Genomic DNA, 22,247 nt, shown 5'->3' with positions numbered 1-22,247 from the left:
ATTCTTCTGTAAAAAGCGGAGTAGTCGAAGCAACGACCACAAACAAAAAAGGCCAGGTTTTACAACCGGGCCTTTTTTTCAAAAAATCTCTTTCACAATTATTGAAGATTTTCCGGATTTTCTTCCTCTCCTTCATTCTCTTCTTCAGGAGTGATTTCATCATTTTCCGCAGACTCATCTTCAGTCGTTGGAGGAGTCATTGTTTCAGCCTTTTTCTTATTATCCACATCCCCGGATTCAGACTCTTCTGCAGGCTTCTGGTCGGCTTCGATCGCCTCCACTTCTTCTGTAGTAGCAGGTTTCTTTTTACGTGAATCCTGAGCTTTATTAAGTTGGGTTGGACCTTTCTTAGGTGGAATCAAGAGCACTTGTTTCGGATAAATCAAATTCGGATTTCTGATTTTGTTACGATTTGCCTCGTAAATTCTTCTCCACAATTTCGCAGTTCCGTAATGTCTTTTATCTTTCGCGATTCTCCAAAGGCAATCGGCTGGAATTTTTTTACGAACCACATAACGTTTCCAACCTTCCGGCAAACCGTCTTTCCCCACTTTTGTAGAGGAATTTTTGCCATCCGTTGCAGATTGATTTTTAGGATCCTTCTGACCATCGGTTCCGGTTTTTGTATCACGGCCCGCAACACTATCACTCGCCATTTTTCTTTCTATTCTTTCGGCCAGCTCAATAGCTTGGTCTACGACAATTCTAGAAAGGCGGATCGCTTCTTCGGAACGAGAAATTGAATCTTCGTATTTTTCAGAAGTATATAAATCTTCCGCGGATACTCTGGACTCTTCCGCGGCTTTTAGGTTTTCCTCCGCTCTTTGATAAGAAACCTGAAAATCTCTGGACGCATTAATTTTATTTCTATCAAAAGAAGCCAATTTTGTAGTGGCTGATGCTACGCTCTGTTTTGCAAGTTCCTTCTGTTTTTCAGCATAAGCCTTAATATTCTTCGCAACAAGCTCTCCGGATTTTTTACGGATATCATCAATCTCCGAGTATCCATCCCTAATCCTCCCTTCTTCGATCTTGGCTTTGGCGGACTCCAAACGATTTCTCGTTTCGGAAACTTCCGGATCTTTCCCTTCTGCGTATTTATCCGCATCGTTTAAATTCTTTTCGATATCCGCAAGAGAATCGATTAATTGTTGTTTTTGAGAAAGGGCTAATACTTTCGATTCATCCGCAGCTTTTTTAGAATCCGCATATTTTTGACGAGAAGCTTCGTATTGATCGAATGCCGCGAGCCTCATTCTAAGTTTTCCATCGTCTCCGGATTCTTTAGGATAAGATTCCAAAGTACGATCCGCAGTTTCACGAAGTGCGTCGCCTTCTTTACGAAGCTGCACAGAAGTATTATAAGGTTCCGAAGCAAGCTGAGAAGCATAAGCCTCTTCGGCCGATTCGATCGCAACACTGGATTCTTTACGAACCTCGTCTACGGCAAACGGAAAAGACTTTTCAGAAGCATCCAGAGCCTTTGCTCTCGCATACAACGCGGATTTTTTTGTCTCTGTAAGATTTTCTTCCGAGGCCTTTTGATGTGCAGTAAGTAGGTTTTTACGAGCCTCCTCCAATTCTGCCGGAGCATATTTTTCAGCGCCTGCAGACTTCGCTCTTGTGATGGAATTTTTCGCATCACTTAACTCCTGAATCGGAAGTTCGGCTCCGCAGGAAATAAAAAATCCTGCAAGTAAGATTATAAAAGAAGAAAGTATTTTTCTTTGAGTTGATTTCATTGCAGCACCAGGTTTCAGAAAAGGTAGGATAAAATTATGATCCGATCTCATTTAAAGGCAGACACTGCCTCTGACTCATTATCAAAAATCTCAAAAAAAGAAGTGAGCTTAGTTAACTCAAACACTTTTCTTACGGATCCGGAGACGTTGATAATTTTAAGCCCGCCCTGATATTTCTTCAGGTTGGAAAGACTGGAAATTAGAGCGCCAATACCAGAAGAATCAATGTAGGAAACTTTTTCCAGGTTGATGATTGTATAATATTTTTGTTCCTCGATGAGTTTAGCGATGACATCTTTAATTTCTGGGGCATTGTAGAGATCGATTTCTCCGTTTATGTCCAGAATGACAATGTTCCCGCTTTCTCTTCTGGTTATTTCCATAAATGATCAGCAACTCCTTTCTATTTCTTTCCAGCCAGCTTACTAAGGGAAAGTCGATTCTTTAAATAGTCAACCGGAAAATTCAGGCTTTTCATACAAATTTTTCCACTTGGCATAGATCTTTAAAAATTCACCCGCTCGAATAGACTTCTGAATCTCTGAAAGAAAATTTTTCATAAAGTACAAATTATGATACGTCGAAAGCGAGAATGCGGTGATCTCCCCCACGTGATGTAAGTGTCTGATATATCCGATGCTGTATCTTTTGCACACCTTACAGCCGCAATGCGGATCCATAGGCGCGTCGGAACTCTTCCACTTTTCATTTCTAAGATTGATTTTTCCTAAAGATGTAAAAACCTGACCGTTTCTCGCATTTCGAGTCGGAAGCACACAGTCGAACATATCGACTCCATTCTTCACTCCATCCAAAATATCCGGAACGGTTCCCACTCCCATCAGATAGAGAGGACGATTTCGATCCGTAGAATCAGAAACTCCTTCCAAAATTCGAATGAAATCCTTACGCGGTTCTCCGACTGAAAGTCCTCCGATTGCGATTCCATCGAATGGAAGAGAGGCGATCTTTCGCAAACTTTCCAACCGAAGACCAAGATCGATTCCACCTTGAAAGATTCCGAAAAGATGGGAGGAACTCTTATTCTTTTCCCAATATTCCACAGACATTTCCGCCCATCGATGCGTTCGGTCCAAAGATTGTCTCAGTCTTTCCGGACTGGAATCGAAAGGGGCGCAGTCGTCCAAGACCATCATGATATCGGAGCCGATACTCCTTTGTATGTCTATAACCGAATTAGGAGTAAAATAATGCCTGCTTCCGTCGATGTGAGATTGAAAACGAACCCCGTCTTGCTCGTACTTAAATAGAGAGTTAAGACTGAAAACCTGATAGCCTCCGCTATCGGTAAGAAGCGCCCGTTTCCAGGTCGAAAATTTCTTAAGCCCCCCGAAACTTTCCAACACAGAAGTCCCGGGCCTGAGATAAAGATGATACGTATTTCCTAATATTAAAGAATACTCAAGTTCTTCCAGATCGTCGGTAGAAAGGGTTTTTACGACTCCCCTTGTTCCTACGGGCATGAACACCGGAGTTTCCAGCGTCACTCCATTGAGATTTAGAATTCCGGTTCTGGCTCTGGTTCGAGGATCTTCGGAAGTGGTTTGAAAAATCATCTACCGGCAGAATGTTCGTTGCAAGTTCCATAGATGTTAAGGCTATGACCCGTGATTTTAAAACCGTTGTCTTTTGCGGCCTGCTCTTGAAGTTGTTCGATTCTTTCATCCATAAATTCCACGATTTTTCCGCAGACCGTACAGATGATATGGTCGTGATGCTTGTGTCCTATGATATGTTCGTAATATTTATAATCCTTTCCGAAATTATGCTCTTGCAATAAGCCCGCAGAAACCATTATGGAAAGAATCCTATAAATTGTAGCTTTGGAAATTTGATCTCTTTGATCCTTGAATTCCTCTAAAAGTCCTTCCGCTGTGAAATGATTGTGAAGGGAAAATATTCTTTCAGCGACCAACATTCTCTGGTTGGTAATCTTTAGACCTTCTTTCTGTAGATATTCTGAAAAGGTCTGCATTTCCATACGGACCGCGGGTTCCGCTTTGTTTAGAATGGCTTCCTGTTTTTCTCGATTCATATAAGATTATCCAAGGAACGAGTCAAGGTTATCAAGGATCGATCTTTCCGGCAATAGAAAAATACCAAGCTCGTTCCACCTCTTCCGCAATTCGAATCGCCATAATTTTCAAAAGCCTGGCCTGAGCCTGAGTTTCGCTCTCTCTAAACCCAACTTGATCGGAGAATATGATTCTTACCGGAATCTCCTCTCTTTCCAATAGTATTTTTTGCCCTCCCACCTTTTGAAGTTCCAATCGAACAATTACGAGCATTTCTCTAGAAATAGATTGCCCCCCTTGGTCGAGTAGATTTCCGACAAGCTGGTAGTGTACTACTTCTCCGTAAAGTCGATAACTCGCGATCGATTTTTCTCTCGTTTGAAGGAATCTTCCTCTCGTATCGATCTCGGCTCGAACAAGTTCCGTAAGTAAAGTTTGAATTCCCATTCCATACGAATTGTTTCTAAAATTTTGGACATAAAGTCTTCGCTGATCGTCCGGAATCGGAACTCCGTCGATTTTCGGAGGATTTCCGGGTTCTCTCATAAAATAAGTGCAGTGATAAAATTGTAATACGACTACAATCAGAACCGTCAGTCGGACAATAAACATAGTTAGAAAGGTCTTTTGCGGTCGGACTTCCGCGCAAGGAGTTTTTTTACGGCTCCTTTTCGGCTTTACAAATTCCGATTTTTGACTCAGCTTTTTCGGAAGATGAAAAGATTTTTTGCTTTTTCGACTTACAGCGCGTCCCAAAACTCTTCGAACGCCGATAGAAACGAGACGCCTGAGTTTTATCGAGCGATCCTTAAAGAGCCGACGGCACTTGAGTTTTCCGCTTTGTCAGAAAGATCAAACCGCGGGAACTCAACAAAGCATTTTCTAAACTCAAATCTCGCTCCCGAAAGGTCGCGAGATAGTGCGCGTTCCGGGTTCTGTCCCAGTTTTAGGACAGGTTCTTATGCCGTCCTTTTCTTTGCTTTCATCTTACTAGTGCAAGGCTTGAAAGCGGAAGACCGATCCCTTCTTTTTCCCGAATTACAAGGAAAACTTCGATTTCCAATGGAAATTCAAACTCCGGTCTCCGGTTCTTTTGCAGAATATAGAACACATCATCTCCACATGGGAGCCGATTTTAAAACCTTTCATCTCAATGGTTTTCCGGCAATCGCTCCTTTTGACGGGATTGTGGAATCCGTCTCCGAATCTCCGACAGGGTACGGACTCAACTTAATGCTTCGTTCTTCTTCCGGATTACGGGCTAAATTTGCGCACCTGTTCAATTTAGAAGGCGTTAAGAAAGAACTGGAAAATTTAAGACAGGCACTTCATCTTTTAAACGATGGAATTTTTTCCGTAAAATTTCCAGATCATCAATTCCCCATAAAACAAGGACAGCCGATTGCAAGAATCGGAGAATCAGGAACGGGAGTTCCCCATTTACACTTCGAACTTCACGGAAACGGAAGCACATTTAACCCGCTTGCGCATCTTAAGATGAACGATCGAGACAAAACTCCGCCCGAATTACTGGTTTTATACGTCGATTCCTCAGACGGCCAAAAATTTAGAATTCCTCTTAAAAAAAAAGAAGATGGAATTTATGAATTGAATGAACCTTTGAAACTCGGCGGGGAAGTGAGAATCAAACTCGGTGCGTTTGATAGAATGAACTCTCACAACAAGAACAACCTTTATTCCGCAAAATTCATGTTTGATGGAAAAATTCTCTATGAAAGAAAGTTTGAAAAGATGAGTTATGCAGAAGCAAGAGACCATCAGTCAATCTATGATTCCAACCGTTCATCCCTCAATCCCCCTGTTTATGTTTATAATCTTTTTCCCTCTTTAAAATCCAGCATCGATCTGAGAGAATTTTCAGAAAACCAAGAAATCCCTTTGGAAATCATAGCCGAAGACAAAGAAGAAAACCGTTCTTTCTTGAAGTTCAAAATTTTAAATTCCGGTTTCAAAGGACACGTAACGAAAGCAACTCCAACGGAATATTCCTCTCAAGACAACAGATTCCTACTCAAGACTCCGAAAGGAAATACATTCGGAAAAGGGAATATTCTCTTTGAAAAGGTCGGAACTCCCCGCGAAAACCTGTTACCCGAGGGTTTGATTTTAAAAAGCGAACTCGTTGAAATCGAATCGACCGGAGTTAGTTGGTCGGGAGATGCGAAATTTTTATGGAAAGGAAAAAAACTTGGTAGAGGAGAAAACCTCTATTTACTCGAAGAAGGTACCAAACGCTGGATCATTTTAAAAACGACTTCCGAAAGCGGAGGAACAAGCGCGGTTTTGAATAAGATCGGGATCATTGCCGTTCTAGAAGATCGTTCCAAACCAAAAATCGATCATCCATTTTTAATCTCCCGCCATCGATTTACACCAGAAGTCCTACCATCTTCAGTGATAGAAAGAATGTATTCCGTATCCGACATCGGTTCAGGTTACGCGGGCGGAGCCGAGATCTTTTTAGACGGACAAATTTTTCCGTACGAATTCGAACCCGATCGTAAAGTGATCCTTGTCAGAATTCCGAGCTCTTTTGGAAAATTCAAAAGAAGACTTTTACTTCAAGCAAGAATTAAAGACAGAGCCGGTAATCTTTCCGACTGGTTAACCGACCTTATCGATTTGGAAAAAATACCGGAGAATGATCAAGGATAAATTTTTCGCATTGCTCTTCGTCTATCGAATGATTCTTTTTTAAAGAGGTCGGTTAACAAACCTCTTTAAAAAAGAAAATACTTCCACCTAAGAAATTCAGTTACTTTTTTGAATCCGTATAAACTCCGCCAGCAGAAGAATTATAATTAATTTCAAAAATATCATAATCCGACTTTCTCCAACCGGTCGCAAAAGCTACAGAAACGCCAATATAGTATTTGGTTCCGAACTTCATCGTATTCCAAGCAAACGCGGCCACCTCCTCGTTGGTTACAGAAAAAGGATGGACCTTGCCGCGAACTTCGTCCAGATACAAACCTTCATAAGTTCCAATTAGAGTTCCTTGATATTCTAATTTAAGAATTCTTCCAGAAACAGAAAAATTTCTTTTTGATCCGGATTTACCCACGATAATTTTATCCGGCACCTCTTTCGGAATCGTAGCAATTTGTTTTTGCGCTCCGATTATTTCAAAATCCGTGGAAAGAGCAATTGGCTCAATTTTATGAATCCTATACTGAACTAAAATTTCTTGGTTTACATTACTATTTAAAAAATTTACGACTTCTGCATTTTCAGGGCGAACGGAAAATTCGATCTTTTCTTTCAAAGGAGTGAAACATTCATCTTTCGACGCTTCACACTTTTCAGATTTATCATAAGTGGTAAATTCCAAAAGACCTTCATGAGAATCGAAAATTATTCCTCGGCTTTCAAACTGGATAAGTCTCACAACCGCCCAACCTTCCGAATAAGTTCCCAAAGCGAAAACCGAAGAAAAAGAAAAAAACAAAGATCCAATAGAGAAAAGCAAAGCAATATTTTTTTTTAAATTCCTGAACATTATACACTCCAAAATTTTCTTAAGTTTTTAAGATTCAAACAATGTTAGGATAACATTTCATTTTCAAGAAATATTTAATCGATTCAAAAAATTAAACCCTTTCCTAAAAAATTGGCGCCATCACAGCTCTTAGATGTTCGGCCGATTGCATTTGCCAGAGCCTCCTATTTTTTACAAAGTAGATTGTAGTATTTAACGATCGATGACTACAACTTGTTTAGAACCACAACGCTGAGAAATCCGCGATAGTTTACGGCGTGATTCTTGAAGAACGTCATTTGAATTTTGAGAAGCAAAGGCCTATCGAGTTTTTTCGAATCCCGGGTCTTTTCGCAATAAAAATCTGAATTTTCAAAAAAGCCGCGATTACTTTTGATCAGTTCCTCGACTATTTTTTTCAGAATCATAAACAGGCTTCTTCGTTATTTAAGCTCCTGTCTTTTGCTTTATTACTTGATCGGTATGAAAACTCCGAAGTTCATCTTGAACCGGTTTTTCTGCATACTTGGGCTCTGGGTAAAATTCCGTTTCATCTCATCAGACTTATCCCAACCGAACTGGAAATCAGTTATTTCCGATAATCCCTGAAACACTAAGTAAGCAGACTCAACTGAAGATTCCTCAAGATCTGAACTTGAGTATTACAAATACTTTCACTCCTTTCGCATCCACGAAGTCATCCTCCCAATCACCCTCTCCCCCTAAGCCTCTCACTTCAGCACAACTTAAGGAGAAACGTAAGAACCCTGCAATCAATATTCCTTTCTTTACTGAACTAACAAAGAAGATACTGAATGATTTCTACCCTAAATATTGCATTAATTGTCCGGACAAATTACTGACTAAGGAGATCTCAACTCAACCTGAATTGATCCGCTGTGAGAAATGTAGATATCTAACGTCAAGGCTGAGCTACACTCCTCTGCATCACATGAAACTTCCTCTGTGGATGTTCTCATACGTTTTCTACGAGAGCATGATTCAACACCCAAAGGTAGTTACCTCAACTGAGATCAGCAAGAGACTGAAAATATCCTACAAAGGTGCTTCACTTCTAAAGAAACGATTCCAGCTTTTCGCATCACAGCAATTACCAAAATACAAGAAACTGACGTATGATGCCCTCGATCAAGAGTTCAAAGGATTTACCCTACCACCCGACGAAAACACTGATATTACCCATTTAATGGAAAACAGACCCTACGTTTCAGCAGATACAATGGTCCTTTTTTCCGCTTCTGAGAGAGCAAATGGAGGTAGAAAACGATACAGACATGGTGGTTCAACAGCTTCTATTTACCTTTCTGAGAGTCTTGGAGGCAGGCAAGTAGGCACCTTAGTTCACACAATTGGAGTGAAAAAAGGCCCTGTTTTCTTCAATTCAGTGCCAAATCAGAAGGCTAACACCCTTGGACCCATCATCAAAGATCACCTTCCTTTACACACTCCATTGATGACTGATGAAGGGTATCCTTGGCTTTGGGGCATTTACTCTAACCACAGATCTGTAAACCATTCTGCCCGATCAAAGGACATACGCTACAGATGGGCTAAAGATCGATGGTCCAAGAATGGAGTTCACAATCAAGTAGCAGAGGCAAATCACAGAGTTTTGAAATCTGCTTTTGCTTCGTACTATTATATCCGTCCCGAAAACTCAACTCGCTATTTGAATGAATTCTCCTTCTTGAAGAATGCTCAAGTCTTCGGGCTGGATGTGCTGATTGGTGATGATGTCGATTGCTGGAGATGGAATTTTTTCTCTGACGAATCCAGGAAGACGAAGGCGGTTGGAATTCGGGGGAAAAAATATGAGCTTAAAAAGAGTGAGTTCAAGACAGAAAATTGGCTTACTACTTCAATTGATTCTTACTCATACATCCTTCAAAAAGAGGATTCTGAATCCAATTCACGGACCCGAAATGATTATGTTTTACTGAATGACTCTTCAGAATTTAGCGAGTTTGGTCCTGCCATAAAGAAGGAAATGGACCTTCATAATCAATTTTGGTCAAGTCCGCATGTTCCTAATTTTCAGAGAAAGAAAGAACGAGAACACCAAAAGACTGCATCAAAGATTTGGCATCTGATTCATTCAAAGAAAGGTGAAAACAAATACCATTCAATTTCGGAAGTTTGCTCTATTCTAAATGTTCACAAACAATCAGCGATGCTTATAATTCGGAAATGGGTCAAGTTAAAGCTGATTGAAAAACGGAGGTTGAATAAGACTCGATATGATCAAAGAATCGATTTCTTTTTAAAACCTAAAAAGGAAAATCTTCCCCGAATCCTATACACTCGATTTCAGAGGAATGATTTCAAAAACTTTTCTGGGCTTTCTCGATGAGCAAGAAAGACAGCGAGAAGGTTTATAAGTTTAAAGCAGAAGATTTTTACCGGATCTTAAACCAACAGGAGAAAAAGTGTATGTTATCAGGAAGAGAACTTACTCCAGAGAATACGAATGCCGAGCATATTGTACCATTAAGGCGAGGCGGCAAACATGAAGAAACTAATATCTGTTTGGTTGTAGAAGAACTTTCAAAGCTGAAACGATACTACAATGAAGAGGAAATTATCCAACTAGCAGTGGACATTATCAATTTTAAGGGAAAGGATTATGGCTATGCTTGCAAGAAAATTCATAAAACTAAATAGATATGATTTTTACTATTCCCGTGTTGTAGGTATCGCTAACAACTTAAATGGAAAACATAACTTTTCCGAAAGAGAGGAAAATCATGTTGAAGGATGGGTTTCTTGGTCCCATGCAGTAAACAAAGCTATTAGCAACTTTTCTGCTCTTTCAAAAAGATTTGAATTATTATCAGAAAACCCTCACATAAACGCTTCATGGAAAGAACGATTTTATTACATAGTCAATCTTCTTCGAAGAGATTCAACGAAGATCAATAAAAAAAGACTAATTAACAGAATCGCGGATTCGCTAAACAAATTCAGTCTTTCAAATGAGGTCTTGATTCAAAAACCACTGCCTTTCTCATATACGGCATTTCTTGAATCTTCTAAGCTAAATTTCTATAACCGCGAAATCAAATATGATGAGAAAAAGAGAAGATCTCTTAAATGGTCTCGTTCAGTGAAGAGAAATCGTGACGCTATGAATTATAAAATCTTAATAGATCCTCCTAGACATCTTTCTGCTTGGGATCATTGTTTTCATCGATCTGAAATAGGAATAAAGCATTTATACGAGGATTCTTGGCAAAAAGCGTATAGGCAATGCTGGAATTCTATTGAAAGAATATCAAAATACTGGGATAAAAGGTTAAATTCTAATTATTGAGATATCAGACCTCTAAAATTCATACAAAAGTCTGTCCGAACTGTAAGCATTGGTTCGGTATAGTCACCAAGAAACGATTCATTCAGGAAGATAATACTTGGTTGTTTAAAATTGTATGTAAGTCTTGCGATCTCAGCTCAAAGGAATTCGTCTTGGTTGATGAAGCGAGATTAGATTGGAATAAAGTTGCTTCAGAACAAAGCTCTTGATCTATTTCCTGAAAAGAGAGGTTCAATAGAACTCTCTATTTCGATATTACCTTTGATTTCATCGGCAAGAAAAGAAGTATGCAATTTATACCGAAATTTACGAATCAGCTGTCATAGAATTTTTTATAGTGTATACACAAAAGATAAGTTAAGGAAAAAAATAAAATCTTAGTGATCAACCACAGGTAAAAAGTTAAAGGTCACTTAAGAGCGGTATAGAAAGCGACACGGAAAACCAAATTATTAATCTGGCTTCCTTGGAGGAGAAAGTCGTATTTTCGGAAGACAAAATCCAACCTTTGAAGGAATGGACAATAATTTTAAATACCATTTAGGTAACCAAAAAATATCAAAATCAACTTCCTCATCCTCATCCTTCCCATGAAGAAAACGATTGAGCAATGAGATTGGTTCAAAGTATACTTCAAGTTTATTATTTTCTTTATCTTTTCTATACTCTTTAGCAACTCCTAATATATGCAATCCTTTCTTCGTAAAACAAAAAACAGGCGATCCGCTCAATCCATGCAATTCTGGTAATTTTGAATTATCCTCTCTAGTTAATGCTTTATCCACAATAAGTTTATTCCCATCCAATATATTTGGCTCGAACTGCAAAATATCCATACCGATAAGAAGCTTCCCCATAGAAACCAAGTGTTTTGTCTTTGATATTATGAATCCAAATAAGAATATCCTATCAAATTCAACAGATTCCTCCTTCAGCAAACTTGATGATCTAAAAGGAACAAAAGCTCTTTTAAATAAATTCAGATAACCTTCTGGAAGTTTAAAGTAAACTATATCTGGTTTATAGATTTCAAAAGTATCCTTAGTCATCAAACCAATTGGAATATAAGTCATTATTTCCCCCTTCAAAATAATGAAGCCCTGTATATCTAACAAACAGTAATAATCTTGCTCATTTTCAAAAACATGGTGTGCGGATACTAAATAGTCTATTCCAAGATGTTTAATTAAAAACCCAGTACCTCTCAACTCAACTCGATTCCCATTTTTTACAAAAATAGGAATTACCATCTGGGCTAAACAATCCTCTAAATCTTCGGAAAAAGCGTACGGAAAAGTTTTTTTCATAGATACACTCTAGTTATTTTCATCACGAACCGAGTGAGCATCCACCGGATCTATCATTTTCTAAAGCCAGCACCACTACCGTTGCATAAAATAAATAGTGGAGCTAAATAAAATATTCGGAATTTTTCGAACACATTCAATATAAACTTAAATCTGGCCACTACATGCTGTTTCGTATTCGGAAATAATATCTAATGTTTGTTTATAAAATTTCGATTCAATAGGCGTAGAAAGAAGTGCGGAATCCCATTTCCAAGGTACAAAGAAATAAATTATCCCGATGTAAACAGTAACTGAATCTGTTGTTTCAAAAATCTTTTGGCACTTTGTGCCGACTCCAATGCTCCACTGATGTTTATAATAATATTCAAACCAAGAAGGTATCAAAAATAAAGTAGCGGCAGATAAAAGCATTACTGTCTTCTTACGTAATTCCGCCATTTCATCGGGGTTTTGCTGATTCATAGTTGATTTCAGTAAAATTTCGATATATTTTCTTGCGACATTTTCTCCGCTTAAATTGCGGCAGGCTTTATTTACATCTTCTATACCTTGATGAATCCCTTGTTCAAAATTCGAAAGTAATGATGTACGATAAAGCCAAGAATCTTTAGAATACATACCGCTATAATCAGAATCTTCTGAAAATTTCAGCCGGTAAAGAAAACAAGCCGAATCGGAATTTTTGGCCCTCATTTCTACTTTGTTTTCAGTAAAAACACAACTCTGACAACACGAAAAAATGATGTAGAATAAAAGTAGTTTATTTAAACTCATCCGGCCCCTTCAGTTCCCCCAGATGTTTCTATCCCAAAATCCGCACCCGTTATACCAGCAATTACAGTCATGATTCCCCAAACAATGAATTCTGGTTGTCCAAAAACAGCACCTATAATAATCATAATCGCTCCGCCAATGATCATAGTTCCATTCCAACTTTCTACCCATTTAACTAAATCACTATGCTCTAAACTATAATCGCGAGTACTGCTATTCCTTGAATACTTTCCACCACTTAGAATTACCCGGACTTCTCCATCAATTCCCCTACCCATTTCCCGCGCGGCTTTATCCACATTCTTAAACATTTCCCGGGCACTATGATCTACATTTTTAAGAACCTCTCGCGCTCCTTTATCTATATTTTTAAGGATTGGTCTCCAGGTGTGGTCTACGCTATGAGCAATTGTTCTTCCAATATGATCTGCACTTCGCGCAATAGCCCTTCCTATGTGATCAATGCTTCTTCCAATTGCACGCAGGGTTCCGTCCAATGCCTTTGCAGCAAGAGTAATTCCTCCAGCCATATGCTTAATGATCTCCATAAACATATGCCAAATATTAATTTGGCCACCTGGATCACGATAGCTTAACGGATTACCTTCCACATACATGTAGAGGTTGCTACCTGAAGCAGAATCACCGTTTACAACCGAATCTGCCTGTAAAAATCTTGCAATCGCAGGATCGTAATATCTAGACTTATAGTATAAAAGTCCAGTTTCTTTATCCTCTTCTTGACCAGTATATTTATTTCTGAATACATCAGGTCCATAGGAATCCGTTCTTAAAATTTCACCATAAGGTTTGTAAGAGACGAAGCTTGTTCCAATTGCAGATCCACCTGAAATAGGTTTTCCTGCACCATTCGTCGCCATGGAAATGGATCCAAGATGGTTTGGATGAAAGAAAATCATCCCTGGCACTGGAGTTCCTCCAATATTCCCCCCGCCGGAACCGACTCCTGGATTCGAAACAGATGGCGTGTCCGTTGGAATCGTAGATGGGAAAACAACCCAAGGAGGATCTCCGTTTTTATTGCCAGTTCCAGGAAGCAATCCACAGGAATAGAAATTGAATCCCATAAAAACGCTTAATAAAAGTATTGGAGTGATTCCTACTTTTGCCAATTCAAAGCCTTGAAACGATTTCGACTTAGTTATACTTAAGCCTATAAATCCCATCAAACAAATACCGAATAATGAAATCATAGTTAAACGGAATTGATTCCCAATTCTTCCGTTCCGAGCTGCAAATAAAACTTCAATACCAGAAAGGTAAAGATCGTATGTTTTATTCTTATAATAATTACCACAATCCTTTGCCACTCCTTTGCAAAGGGAATCTTTAGGATGAATAAGCATGCCTGCAACATTCGATTGGTTTTCTGTCTCAAATTGAGCGTTAGTCAGCAATCCCACATTTTCCAAAGATAATTGAGAAACAATATCTCCGCCTAACCCTTTGATATACAGTGTATGCAAAGGCGAAGAACCAGGACGAAAACTTATCTCATAGTCGCCATCGAGACTGACCACGCTGGTTCCATCAGACTGCTTACTCTTTCGAACACGTGAACCCTTATAATCATAATCGTATGTGAACGTTTCCCCATCTTTCGTGATCATTCTCTGAAGTTTACCCATTGGGCTATACTCCAAGACATCTCCATCCCGATTTGTCATCAAGCCAGAGCTATCATAGGAATACGTTTTGGTTCCTTGTGGAGAAACAATTTGCGTCACTGCATGCAAATTACTACCACTATAAGAATAGGTACTCGGACCTTTCTTTATTAGGTTTCCGGTATCCGAATATTGATAGTCTTCGGTGCCGTATTTACCGTTTGCATTCGTCAAACGATTGAAAGCATCGTATTGAAAATTCTGCGTTCTTCCAGGGTTTTTTAAATCTTCAATTTTCGTAATATTCCCGGAAAGATCATAGTCATATTTAAGACTCTCATATACATCGGAATCTATCCCTGTTACGATCTCGGTCGGCCTCCGATTGATCGGATCAAAATAAATGTTCGTTTGAACTCCATTACCAACGGTTCGCTGAACTTTAAATTTACCTCCTTCAATTAGAGGTCCGATATAGTTTACAACAGGTTGCCCGGAGCTGCTTCCATCTGCGGAATCCATGGTAATTGAAGTTAAGTATCCTGCGGGTGTGTACTGATTATGAAGGACGGTTCCGTTTGGATACGTTAAGTTTGTAACACGATTCCCTAAATCATATTCTTTCAAAAATATTAAAGTAAGATCCTCTTGATTCAGATACTTGCGAATCTTAGTCTGATTTCCTCTTACATCATATTGAAAATCAGTTTTTCCGATAGAATCAGTGATAGAAGTAATTCGTCCAACACCATTTGTAACGCCAGATTCATCGTAATTTAACTGAATGGTTTTAGTGCCACTGGCATTGTTTCCAACGATTCGGATCACTCTATCTAAAGCATCATATTGATACGTTGTATAAGAACCGTTTGCATTTCGTTGCTCTTGAACTTTTCCACTCGGTGACAGCTGAAATGTTGTCGATCCGGTATCAACAGTCGATTGCGAAAGCTTTTGACCTAATAGGTTGTAAGCGAAATTGACGTTTTTACCTTCAGGATCTCTAATCTGCGTCGTTTTGCTATTGGAATTATAAGCATATTGAATGGTTTTTCCATTCTCCATCTTGGAAAGAAGCTCTCCTAGTGCATTCTTTGTAACTGATAATGAATTAATTTGATTCGCATTAACGGTCGTTACTGTATCTGTAGAAAATCCAGAATAAACAAAATCTACTTTTTTGCCTGCCGTATCGGAGATAGTAATTACCTTATTTTCAGAATCGTATAAATATGTAGAAGTTAAGAAAGGGGTAACTCCAATATAAGGCTCTGTTTTATTTTTCAAAAGTCCATTTGAATAATAAGATCTATCCTCAATTATAACAATTGCATCCGCGGCAAGTGACTCTGCTCGAATCACCTGTCCATATGCGTCATGAGTTTCCTGAATCCAAGAATTTCCTGTCTTCGAATCTTGAATTGTCTTTTTGACTTTTTCTCCAGAAGGACTACCTGTCTGAATGTATTCCACAACCTCGGACCAATCAGATTCTCCCGGATATTTTACTCCGATCAATCGTCCGTAGAAATCGTATAGCTTTTCAGATCGATTTCCGTTTGGATCGATATTCGTTAATTCACTACCAAAAACATAATCATAAGATTTTTGAATTTGTATACCCAAAGAATTCGTGATTCGCGTAGCATATGTGTGAGCGATAGAATCATACTCGATTAAATTTATATTTCCACTCGCTTCCCTAATTGAAGTGGGATTTCCATAGCTATCATAAGAAAGCATTGTTTGTACAGAATACTCTGTAGTTCCCGCCTTAAGTAGAGTCTTAACGTCAGCGGGCATGTGGTTTGAATAAATTATTTCAACCTGAGAAGCGACGTTTCCTCCCTTCGACTTTCTTTTCTGAATAATTTCTGATAATACCCAATCCGCCAATGATGGATTATAAATATTATCCTCTCTCAATGTAAGAGAGGCATTTCCATCAATTTGAGTTACTTTAGAAAGAATGTTATTGTAACTATCATATGTATAATCTGCCTGAGAAGTCGAAAGCAACGCATTATCTTGATACTTTGTATTCACTTCCTGCGACTTTCTTACGTTTACGGTCCCGAATGGACTACTCAGAGAAACGAATGTAGAAGTAATTGATGATATGAGATTATTATTGAGATAGTTGTCTCGCTTTGTTTCCAACCCTGCAAAATTTGGATTTGTTCCTTGATAAAGAGAAATATTTTTTTCTCCGGTTCGACTATTTGCTATAGTAATTTTTGCAAATCCCATCATGGAACGATTATCCTGGTCCTGGATATACGTTTTCCCATTTTCAAAGATATAGGATTCGGATTCTCCAATTCCATTAGCAACTTGCGAGTAGACGTTCGTTGCTACAGAATATGGAGCTAAATTTGGCTTCAAGAAAGCACCTATCGAACTTGTATTAATTGCATTCACCACACTTGAATTTGATGAATCATAGGTATTCGCGTAGCTAATTTGAATTCCCTTTTCCTGTACGCTTAAAATATCAGTTAAAAGTCCCTGAGAAATTTTTTTGGAATAAGAAGGTTCAAGGTAATCAATATTCAGAGTATTACTATGAGCTGTAGAATTCCTTTCAAACGAATGAAGATTATTCACGAAAGTATCGTTGACCAAGTTCCGCATTGATCCTCTAAATCCAATAAAATCGGAACGGCCATCCTGATTCGTATCCATTGCGACTGAAAAAGAAGCCGCAGGGAAGCTAACATCTCCTCCATTCGAATAAAAGAGACTATTGTTTTTACTTCGAGAATAAGAAACATAAATAGTTCCATTTTGAAAACGTATAAAGTCCGCCTTCCCGTCTCCGTCGACATCCGAAAATGTTTTCGTATTCACAAAGTTACTATAAACTTTAGCGCTATCCGATGCCATCAAAGCCGGATTTGGTGGAACAGGAACGGTTTCGTTATAATCAAAAACAACGTCTGTATTACTATCATCCGAGCCATTCTTTACATGGAACCCTGTGCCCTGAAAGAAGAATGTATAGAAAGAAATAGAATCTAACGTTCCGTCCCAGTTTACATCAAACTGTTTAACCTGATTGCCATCACTCGACACTTCGAAAGTCGTATCAAAAGACAAAGTAGATGGATTATATAGGTCAATTTGGAAACCGTTATTGATTAATGATATTCTATCTGCCGCACCGTCCCAATTCATATCACGCATCGAATAGCGTTTACTGTTTGCGATGCTGCTTGACACTTCGTAATAGGGCATCGTGTAACTAACCGGGAAAGCCAATGGTGATCTAACAACATGCCCATCGGATAGATAAACGTAGAGATTATTATCAGCAGAGAACGTAATCAAATCTAAATAGCCGTCTCCATTGGAGTCAGCGAGAAATCGATCCCCTTCCGTTCCCGACACACCAATATAGCTGGACGTAGTTGTTCTAATGGAAAAATTTCCGCCACTGTAACGTAAGAAAGAGATGCTCAAATTCTTGCTTCCGTCTGGATTATCCGTCATTCTAACATAGTCAGCAATTCCATCGTTATCCATATCGACAAATTGTCTGAAGGAGGAGCCGATACCTGGAATGGCAAGTGTTATCGGATTTGTATTTAAGGTCCCACCCGATGCTAAATAGATTTGAAAATTATTAGAAGCATCAGTTTGAATAAAATCACTCTTCCCATCCGCATTGAGATCCACAAGCCCTTGATAAGAGTTCGGATTCGACTTTAGAATTGTCAGAATGCCAATAGGATTAAAGCTGGAACCTGCTAAACTTAGGCTCATATTTAATTCTACATTATCATTCTCTAATGCAATAAAGTCTGAGACAAGATCCCCATCAATATCTCCCTGAAATACCTTTGACTTTTCATTGAATGTAAACGTTTTTCCACCAATCGGCGATGTCGCACCGGGGTTTGAGCTGTCATATCGAACAAGCTGGTTGCTCTGCTTATTGCCTGAAATCCATACAGGCTCAGGAGCCTTCCTAGGATTAAAAGTTGCAAGTAAAGTTTGAGATCCGACCATTCCATTCACGCACATATCACCAATGGAATCCATATAACCCCAACAAGCCAATCCAGCGAATCCGCCCGAAATTGCCATACAAGTTGCATCAGCAGAACATGCACATACCAACGCCGCAAAATCACAATCTGACTTAATTGCTGAATTTTCAAAACGATAACTCATGTCTATTGCTGAAGGAGAAGATTTAGAAGTAGAACCAGCTGTCGGTGAATCGTTATTATAATTAAATGCAATGGGTCCGTAATTTTTACGATCTACACCAACAAGCCGATTCTTTTTATCAAATAGATTATTGTTATAGTTAAGTGTATATTTCTCTGATTCAGTAACCGTTCCATTGTCTTGTTTTTGTGTAACTGAAATAGATCGAATTCTCTTTGTCAATTTAGCTTGGATATTCAAGAAATTCGATTCTACAGCATCAGTACGATCTTCAATATCAAATAGAATTACTGTATTGCCTTGGTTGTATTCAATTCTGTCCGGAATTGGTGTTCCGTTTGAAGAACTATATGGCTGATATTTAATATTGTAACCGTTCCCATGCAAATCTCTTACGCGATTAAGCGCCCATATTCTGGAATTTCCACTTAGGTTTCGAATTGTCGCATTTGAATTAGGATTTTCGGAGGTAGCATCCTCACCAAAATAATAACTTGTACCATTTCGATCCTGTGCTACCCAAGAATCCGAGAGTTTCTTAAATTGGAAAAATGATTCAATTTTAGTGTGATAAACGTTAGGTGAAGTCTGAATTAACTTACCGGCAAAACTAACGTAAGCATCATTTCCATCATTGTGAATTCCTTTTGACGGATCGATTGAAATCGTTAAGATACCCGACAGATCCCAACCGCCACCTACTAATCCGTCATTTTGAAATGAATTATACTGCAACTCAATGGATGGAGTTATGTCTTTAGTCCCTTTGGGCACTTGAATTGGAATCGATGCATTCACTGCTCCGAATGAATCGACGACTACCTCGGGGAGAGGCTGAGGAATTCCTGTTTCCGAACTTGGACCAGCAAGAGAGAACATTTGTAAAAATGGAAAGGCGGCGATACTTGAAGAAACAATTAAGAGAGCAAGAGCAACTTTAAGAATACTTATACGAGTAAAAGTTTGAATATCAAATTTCATTTTATAGCTGGTTTCCTAAAAAGAGTCTGAATGAATCATAGTGAGACTTTTTTAAACAACCCGAGTCAATGATTTTTTTGACATACTTTTATCAAATATATTTTAATTGAATTACTTTATTCATAATTTAGATGTCTGTGATTTAGATTCACTTGACTATAAGCCATTAGGTGAGTTTTTGACTTATAGAATTCTCTTTCGCATTAATAGGAATATTTTATTCCTTAAAATTGCGAATTAAGGAAATTCATAAGTTAAATGTCTCATTTAGTTTCTTAAATTATGTTCAACTACCAGTTTTTCTCTCACAAAAGCACGTTATTTACTCTGTTTCTATTTTCCTCGTGGTTTGGCACCTCAGCGATTTATTCTGCCGAAATAGTCCTCAAGGACGGCTCAGCGTTCATTGGTAAACTCCAAGAAGAATCTGATATAAGGGTAAAATTCCTTTGGAAGGAAAAGAGTTATGAAATTCCGAGGAAGGATATTGCCTCCCTTGATCCCACAAAAAACGGATCAGACACTTCCTATCACTACACCTCTTTTCAATTAAAAGATGGTAGCAACATTAAGGGAATTGTCGCGGAAGATTCAGATAAGGAATTGATGATCAAAACCGATTTGGGCTTTATCCATATAGATAAGAACAAGATCCGATCTTCAGACGCTCCCGAAACTTTGAATCCTGTTTTAAATCCCAAGTATTTGAACACAGGTGATAAAAACTGGAATCACAAAATTGGTTTTTCAATTCAAGCGTTAGCGAATGGTTCACCTCTCGGAGCCTCAAATCCAGCTACCTTCGGCGGGGCGATATATTTAGAACCTGCTTTCTTTGAATTACTTAAATTCAGACCAGGCATTCGATTAGAATATCAAGTATCTAATTCAAACGCATCGAATTACTCTTTTCTAAATCAATTTTTTTACTTCAATCGATCATTTCGAATCGGCGATAGTTTAATCTGGGATTTTTATACAAACATCGGAATTGGCTCATCGACTGTACAATATTCCGGAAATAGTCAGAGATTCTCTGGTACCAACCCAGCAACTTATTTGGAGTTTGGTTGGCAAGGTCTTCAAATCAGGTCGGTTGTGTTTCGAACTGGCATTCGTTCAACTTGTATTTTCGAATCAAACGGTCAAGTCTGCAATGCTGGTATCGAATTGGGAGCTTTATTGATCTTATGATTCTACCTTACTTTAATTCATGTTTAAGGAAATTAATATGAACAAAATCAAAACAATAATCAGTAAGTTATTATTAGTTCTGATTACGATTGGAGCATTTTCCAATTGTAAGAACGAAAAAAAAGGTCCGAGCGATCTTGAATTGCTATCCATCTTACAATTATTATCTGGTTTCAGTTTACCGGGACCAAAACCGGAATGGACTCGAATATTAGGAGCCACTTCAGGAGGAGTTCAAGTTAAGTCGATTACTTCAGATCCTAATAGCAATGTCTATGTAACGGGGCAAGCAGGTGGTAACGTTGATGGCCAAAATATTACAGGCGTTTACGATCTTTTTGTTTCAAAATACAATTCTTCAGGCTCCAAGCAATGGACTCGATTGATGGGAATCGCCGGAGATCAAACAATAGCCTACGGAATCGCATCTGATTCTTTGGGAAATGTATACACAGTCGGAGAAACTAATGGAGCATTAGATGGAGAAGCATTCTTTGGAACTCCTGATTTTGCTGATCGTAATTTTTTCGTAGTGAAGTTTGATTCCAATGGCAATAAACAATGGACTCGATTATTAGGTGTAACTGGCTACACTAGTGCTTCATCAGTAACGACTGATACTACTGGAAATATCTATGTAACAGGCACATCAATAAGTGGTTTAGATGGACAAACTTTTTCCGGCGGTGGGGCTGGATATTTCATAGTAAAATACAACTCATCCGGAGCAAAACAATGGACAAAGTTATTTGCTGGTCCAAAGCCAACTGGTATAACTTGTGATCTTAACGGAAAAATTTATTTAACTGGCTTAACTAGTAATATGACCTCTATGGATGGAGTTGTTGTAAATGGAACAAACGATGCCTTCTTAATCCAATTTGATGCCAATGGGAATAAAACTTGGACAAAGTTAACAGGTGCTACTGGAAAGGATACACGTTCTAATGGGATTTCGACAGACTCATCTGGAAATATTTATCTCACTGGATCCACAAACGGAAGCATTGATAACCAAGTAAAATCTGGCGGTGTATTGGATTTGCTTATTATTAAATTTGATAGCAGTGGCAATCGAGTTTGGACTCGCCAGGTTGGATTTACTGGAAATATCTTTGCAGTTTCGAATAAAACCTCTACGGGTATGGGAGTCAAAGTTGGAAGAGATCAAGAACTGTATGTTACTGGTTTTACAAATGGCAATTTAGACAATCAAACTCATTCTGATCCGACAAGTGATAGAAAGAATCTGTTTCTTACCAAATACGATTTTAATGGAAACAAAATTTGGACTTCTATCGCCGGACAGAAGGGGTATATTTCTGAATCCTACTCAATCACAACAGATCCGCAAGGACATCCATATTTAACGGGCTATACCAATGGTCCTTTAAATGGGGAACCTCTTGCAGGTAGTGGATCAAATCTGTTCGTAATAAAATACCAATGAAATTCTCTATCTTCGCTTTCGGAATTATCGAATGAAATATACTGTTACTCTCTTACTATTATTTTTCTCAATTAATTGCGGACAATCTCCCCTGATCGATGGCTCAAATCTTGATACACATAAACT

At 38.6% G+C, this 22,247-nt stretch carries 16 protein-coding genes (1 of these 16 only partly in view); 7 read left to right on the top strand and 9 right to left on the bottom strand.

Annotated features, from left to right (window positions below; genetic code table 11):
• Positions 1-98 precede the first annotated feature (98 nt).
• The 5 genes from FHG67_RS05305 to lptE all read right to left on the bottom strand — a co-directional run bounded on the left by FHG67_RS05305 (position 99) and on the right by lptE (position 4,390).
• Positions 99-1,742, bottom strand: coding sequence for a lipoprotein LipL71 (locus tag FHG67_RS05305; RefSeq protein WP_004502246.1), 1,644 nt, complete (start codon positions 1,740-1,742; stop codon positions 99-101).
• A gap of 47 nt (positions 1,743-1,789) precedes the next feature.
• Positions 1,790-2,125, bottom strand: a complete 336-nt coding sequence (locus FHG67_RS05300) for an STAS domain-containing protein (protein WP_000406878.1) — start codon at positions 2,123-2,125, stop codon at positions 1,790-1,792.
• A gap of 69 nt (positions 2,126-2,194) precedes the next feature.
• Complete coding sequence (gene tgt, locus FHG67_RS05295; RefSeq protein ID WP_004502168.1) at positions 2,195-3,319, bottom strand: tRNA guanosine(34) transglycosylase Tgt; 1,125 nt, start codon at positions 3,317-3,319, stop codon at positions 2,195-2,197.
• Positions 3,316-3,798 carry a Fur family transcriptional regulator gene (locus FHG67_RS05290; protein WP_002614343.1) on the bottom strand — a complete coding sequence of 161 codons (483 nt, stop codon included), beginning with the start codon at positions 3,796-3,798 and terminating at the stop codon, positions 3,316-3,318. Before FHG67_RS05290 ends, tgt begins: the two co-directional genes overlap by 4 nt.
• A 31-nt stretch (positions 3,799-3,829) precedes the next feature.
• Positions 3,830-4,390, bottom strand: coding sequence for an LPS assembly lipoprotein LptE (gene lptE / locus FHG67_RS05285; RefSeq protein ID WP_016758679.1), 561 nt, complete (start codon positions 4,388-4,390; stop codon positions 3,830-3,832).
• Between the two features lie 390 nt (positions 4,391-4,780).
• Here lptE and FHG67_RS05280 point away from each other — a divergent pair, with 390 nt between their 5' ends.
• Positions 4,781-6,454 carry a M23 family metallopeptidase gene (locus FHG67_RS05280; protein ID WP_004499364.1) on the top strand — a complete coding sequence of 558 codons (1,674 nt, stop codon included), beginning with the start codon at positions 4,781-4,783 and terminating at the stop codon, positions 6,452-6,454.
• A 100-nt stretch (positions 6,455-6,554) separates the two neighbouring features.
• Here FHG67_RS05280 and lsa26 read toward each other — a convergent pair whose 3' ends face one another.
• Positions 6,555-7,298 (bottom strand): surface adhesion protein Lsa26, encoded by a 744-nt coding sequence (gene lsa26 / locus FHG67_RS05275; protein WP_004495607.1) that lies wholly within the window; start codon positions 7,296-7,298, stop codon positions 6,555-6,557.
• A 577-nt stretch (positions 7,299-7,875) separates the two neighbouring features.
• Between lsa26 and FHG67_RS05265 the strand changes: the two genes are divergently transcribed.
• The 3 genes from FHG67_RS05265 to FHG67_RS05255 are packed head-to-tail and all read left to right on the top strand — an operon-like array spanning position 7,876 to position 10,608.
• Positions 7,876-9,648, top strand: a complete 1,773-nt coding sequence (locus FHG67_RS05265; RefSeq protein WP_232423675.1) for a transposase — start codon at positions 7,876-7,878, stop codon at positions 9,646-9,648.
• Positions 9,645-9,959: an HNH endonuclease gene (locus tag FHG67_RS05260; protein ID WP_036076159.1), complete on the top strand. Its 315-nt coding sequence runs from the start codon at positions 9,645-9,647 to the stop codon at positions 9,957-9,959. Before FHG67_RS05265 ends, FHG67_RS05260 begins: the two co-directional genes overlap by 4 nt.
• Positions 9,922-10,608 carry a hypothetical protein gene (locus tag FHG67_RS05255; protein ID WP_004495598.1) on the top strand — a complete coding sequence of 229 codons (687 nt, stop codon included), beginning with the start codon at positions 9,922-9,924 and terminating at the stop codon, positions 10,606-10,608. Before FHG67_RS05260 ends, FHG67_RS05255 begins: the two co-directional genes overlap by 38 nt.
• 452 nt (positions 10,609-11,060) lie before the next feature.
• Here the strand turns inward: FHG67_RS05255 and FHG67_RS05245 are convergent, their stop codons facing one another.
• The 3 genes from FHG67_RS05245 to FHG67_RS05235 form a co-directional block, all read right to left on the bottom strand.
• Positions 11,061-11,915, bottom strand: a complete 855-nt coding sequence (locus tag FHG67_RS05245; protein WP_232616662.1) for a hypothetical protein — start codon at positions 11,913-11,915, stop codon at positions 11,061-11,063.
• A gap of 147 nt (positions 11,916-12,062) precedes the next feature.
• Positions 12,063-12,692 carry a hypothetical protein gene (locus tag FHG67_RS05240; RefSeq protein ID WP_004495647.1) on the bottom strand — a complete coding sequence of 210 codons (630 nt, stop codon included), beginning with the start codon at positions 12,690-12,692 and terminating at the stop codon, positions 12,063-12,065.
• Positions 12,689-19,477, bottom strand: coding sequence for an RHS repeat-associated core domain-containing protein (locus FHG67_RS05235; protein WP_004499990.1), 6,789 nt, complete (start codon positions 19,475-19,477; stop codon positions 12,689-12,691). The genes FHG67_RS05240 and FHG67_RS05235 overlap by 4 nt, the downstream gene beginning before the upstream one ends.
• Positions 19,478-19,759: 282 nt before the next feature.
• On the opposite strand from FHG67_RS05235, the gene FHG67_RS05230 reads away from it, so the two are divergent.
• The 3 genes in view from FHG67_RS05230 to FHG67_RS05220 are tightly spaced (at most 37 nt apart) and all read left to right on the top strand, a layout consistent with a single transcriptional unit that may run on beyond the window.
• A complete protein-coding gene (locus FHG67_RS05230) occupies positions 19,760-20,671 on the top strand; it encodes an LA_3334 family protein (RefSeq protein WP_004499994.1) in 912 nt (303 codons plus the stop codon).
• A gap of 37 nt (positions 20,672-20,708) precedes the next feature.
• Positions 20,709-22,121 (top strand): SBBP repeat-containing protein, encoded by a 1,413-nt coding sequence (locus FHG67_RS05225; protein ID WP_004499991.1) that lies wholly within the window; start codon positions 20,709-20,711, stop codon positions 22,119-22,121.
• 31 nt (positions 22,122-22,152) lie between these two features.
• Positions 22,153-22,247 carry the beginning of a Kelch repeat-containing protein gene (locus FHG67_RS05220; protein WP_004497992.1) on the top strand. 1,267 nt of this gene lie beyond the right edge of the window, so the window shows 95 of its 1,362 coding nt (coding positions 1-95); the start codon lies at positions 22,153-22,155; the stop codon falls past the right edge of the window.

Origin of the sequence: Leptospira weilii (assembly GCF_006874765.1) — a bacterium.
Classification (GTDB): domain Bacteria; phylum Spirochaetota; class Leptospiria; order Leptospirales; family Leptospiraceae; genus Leptospira; species Leptospira weilii.
This window is presented reverse-complemented; position numbering and strand designations above follow the sequence as displayed.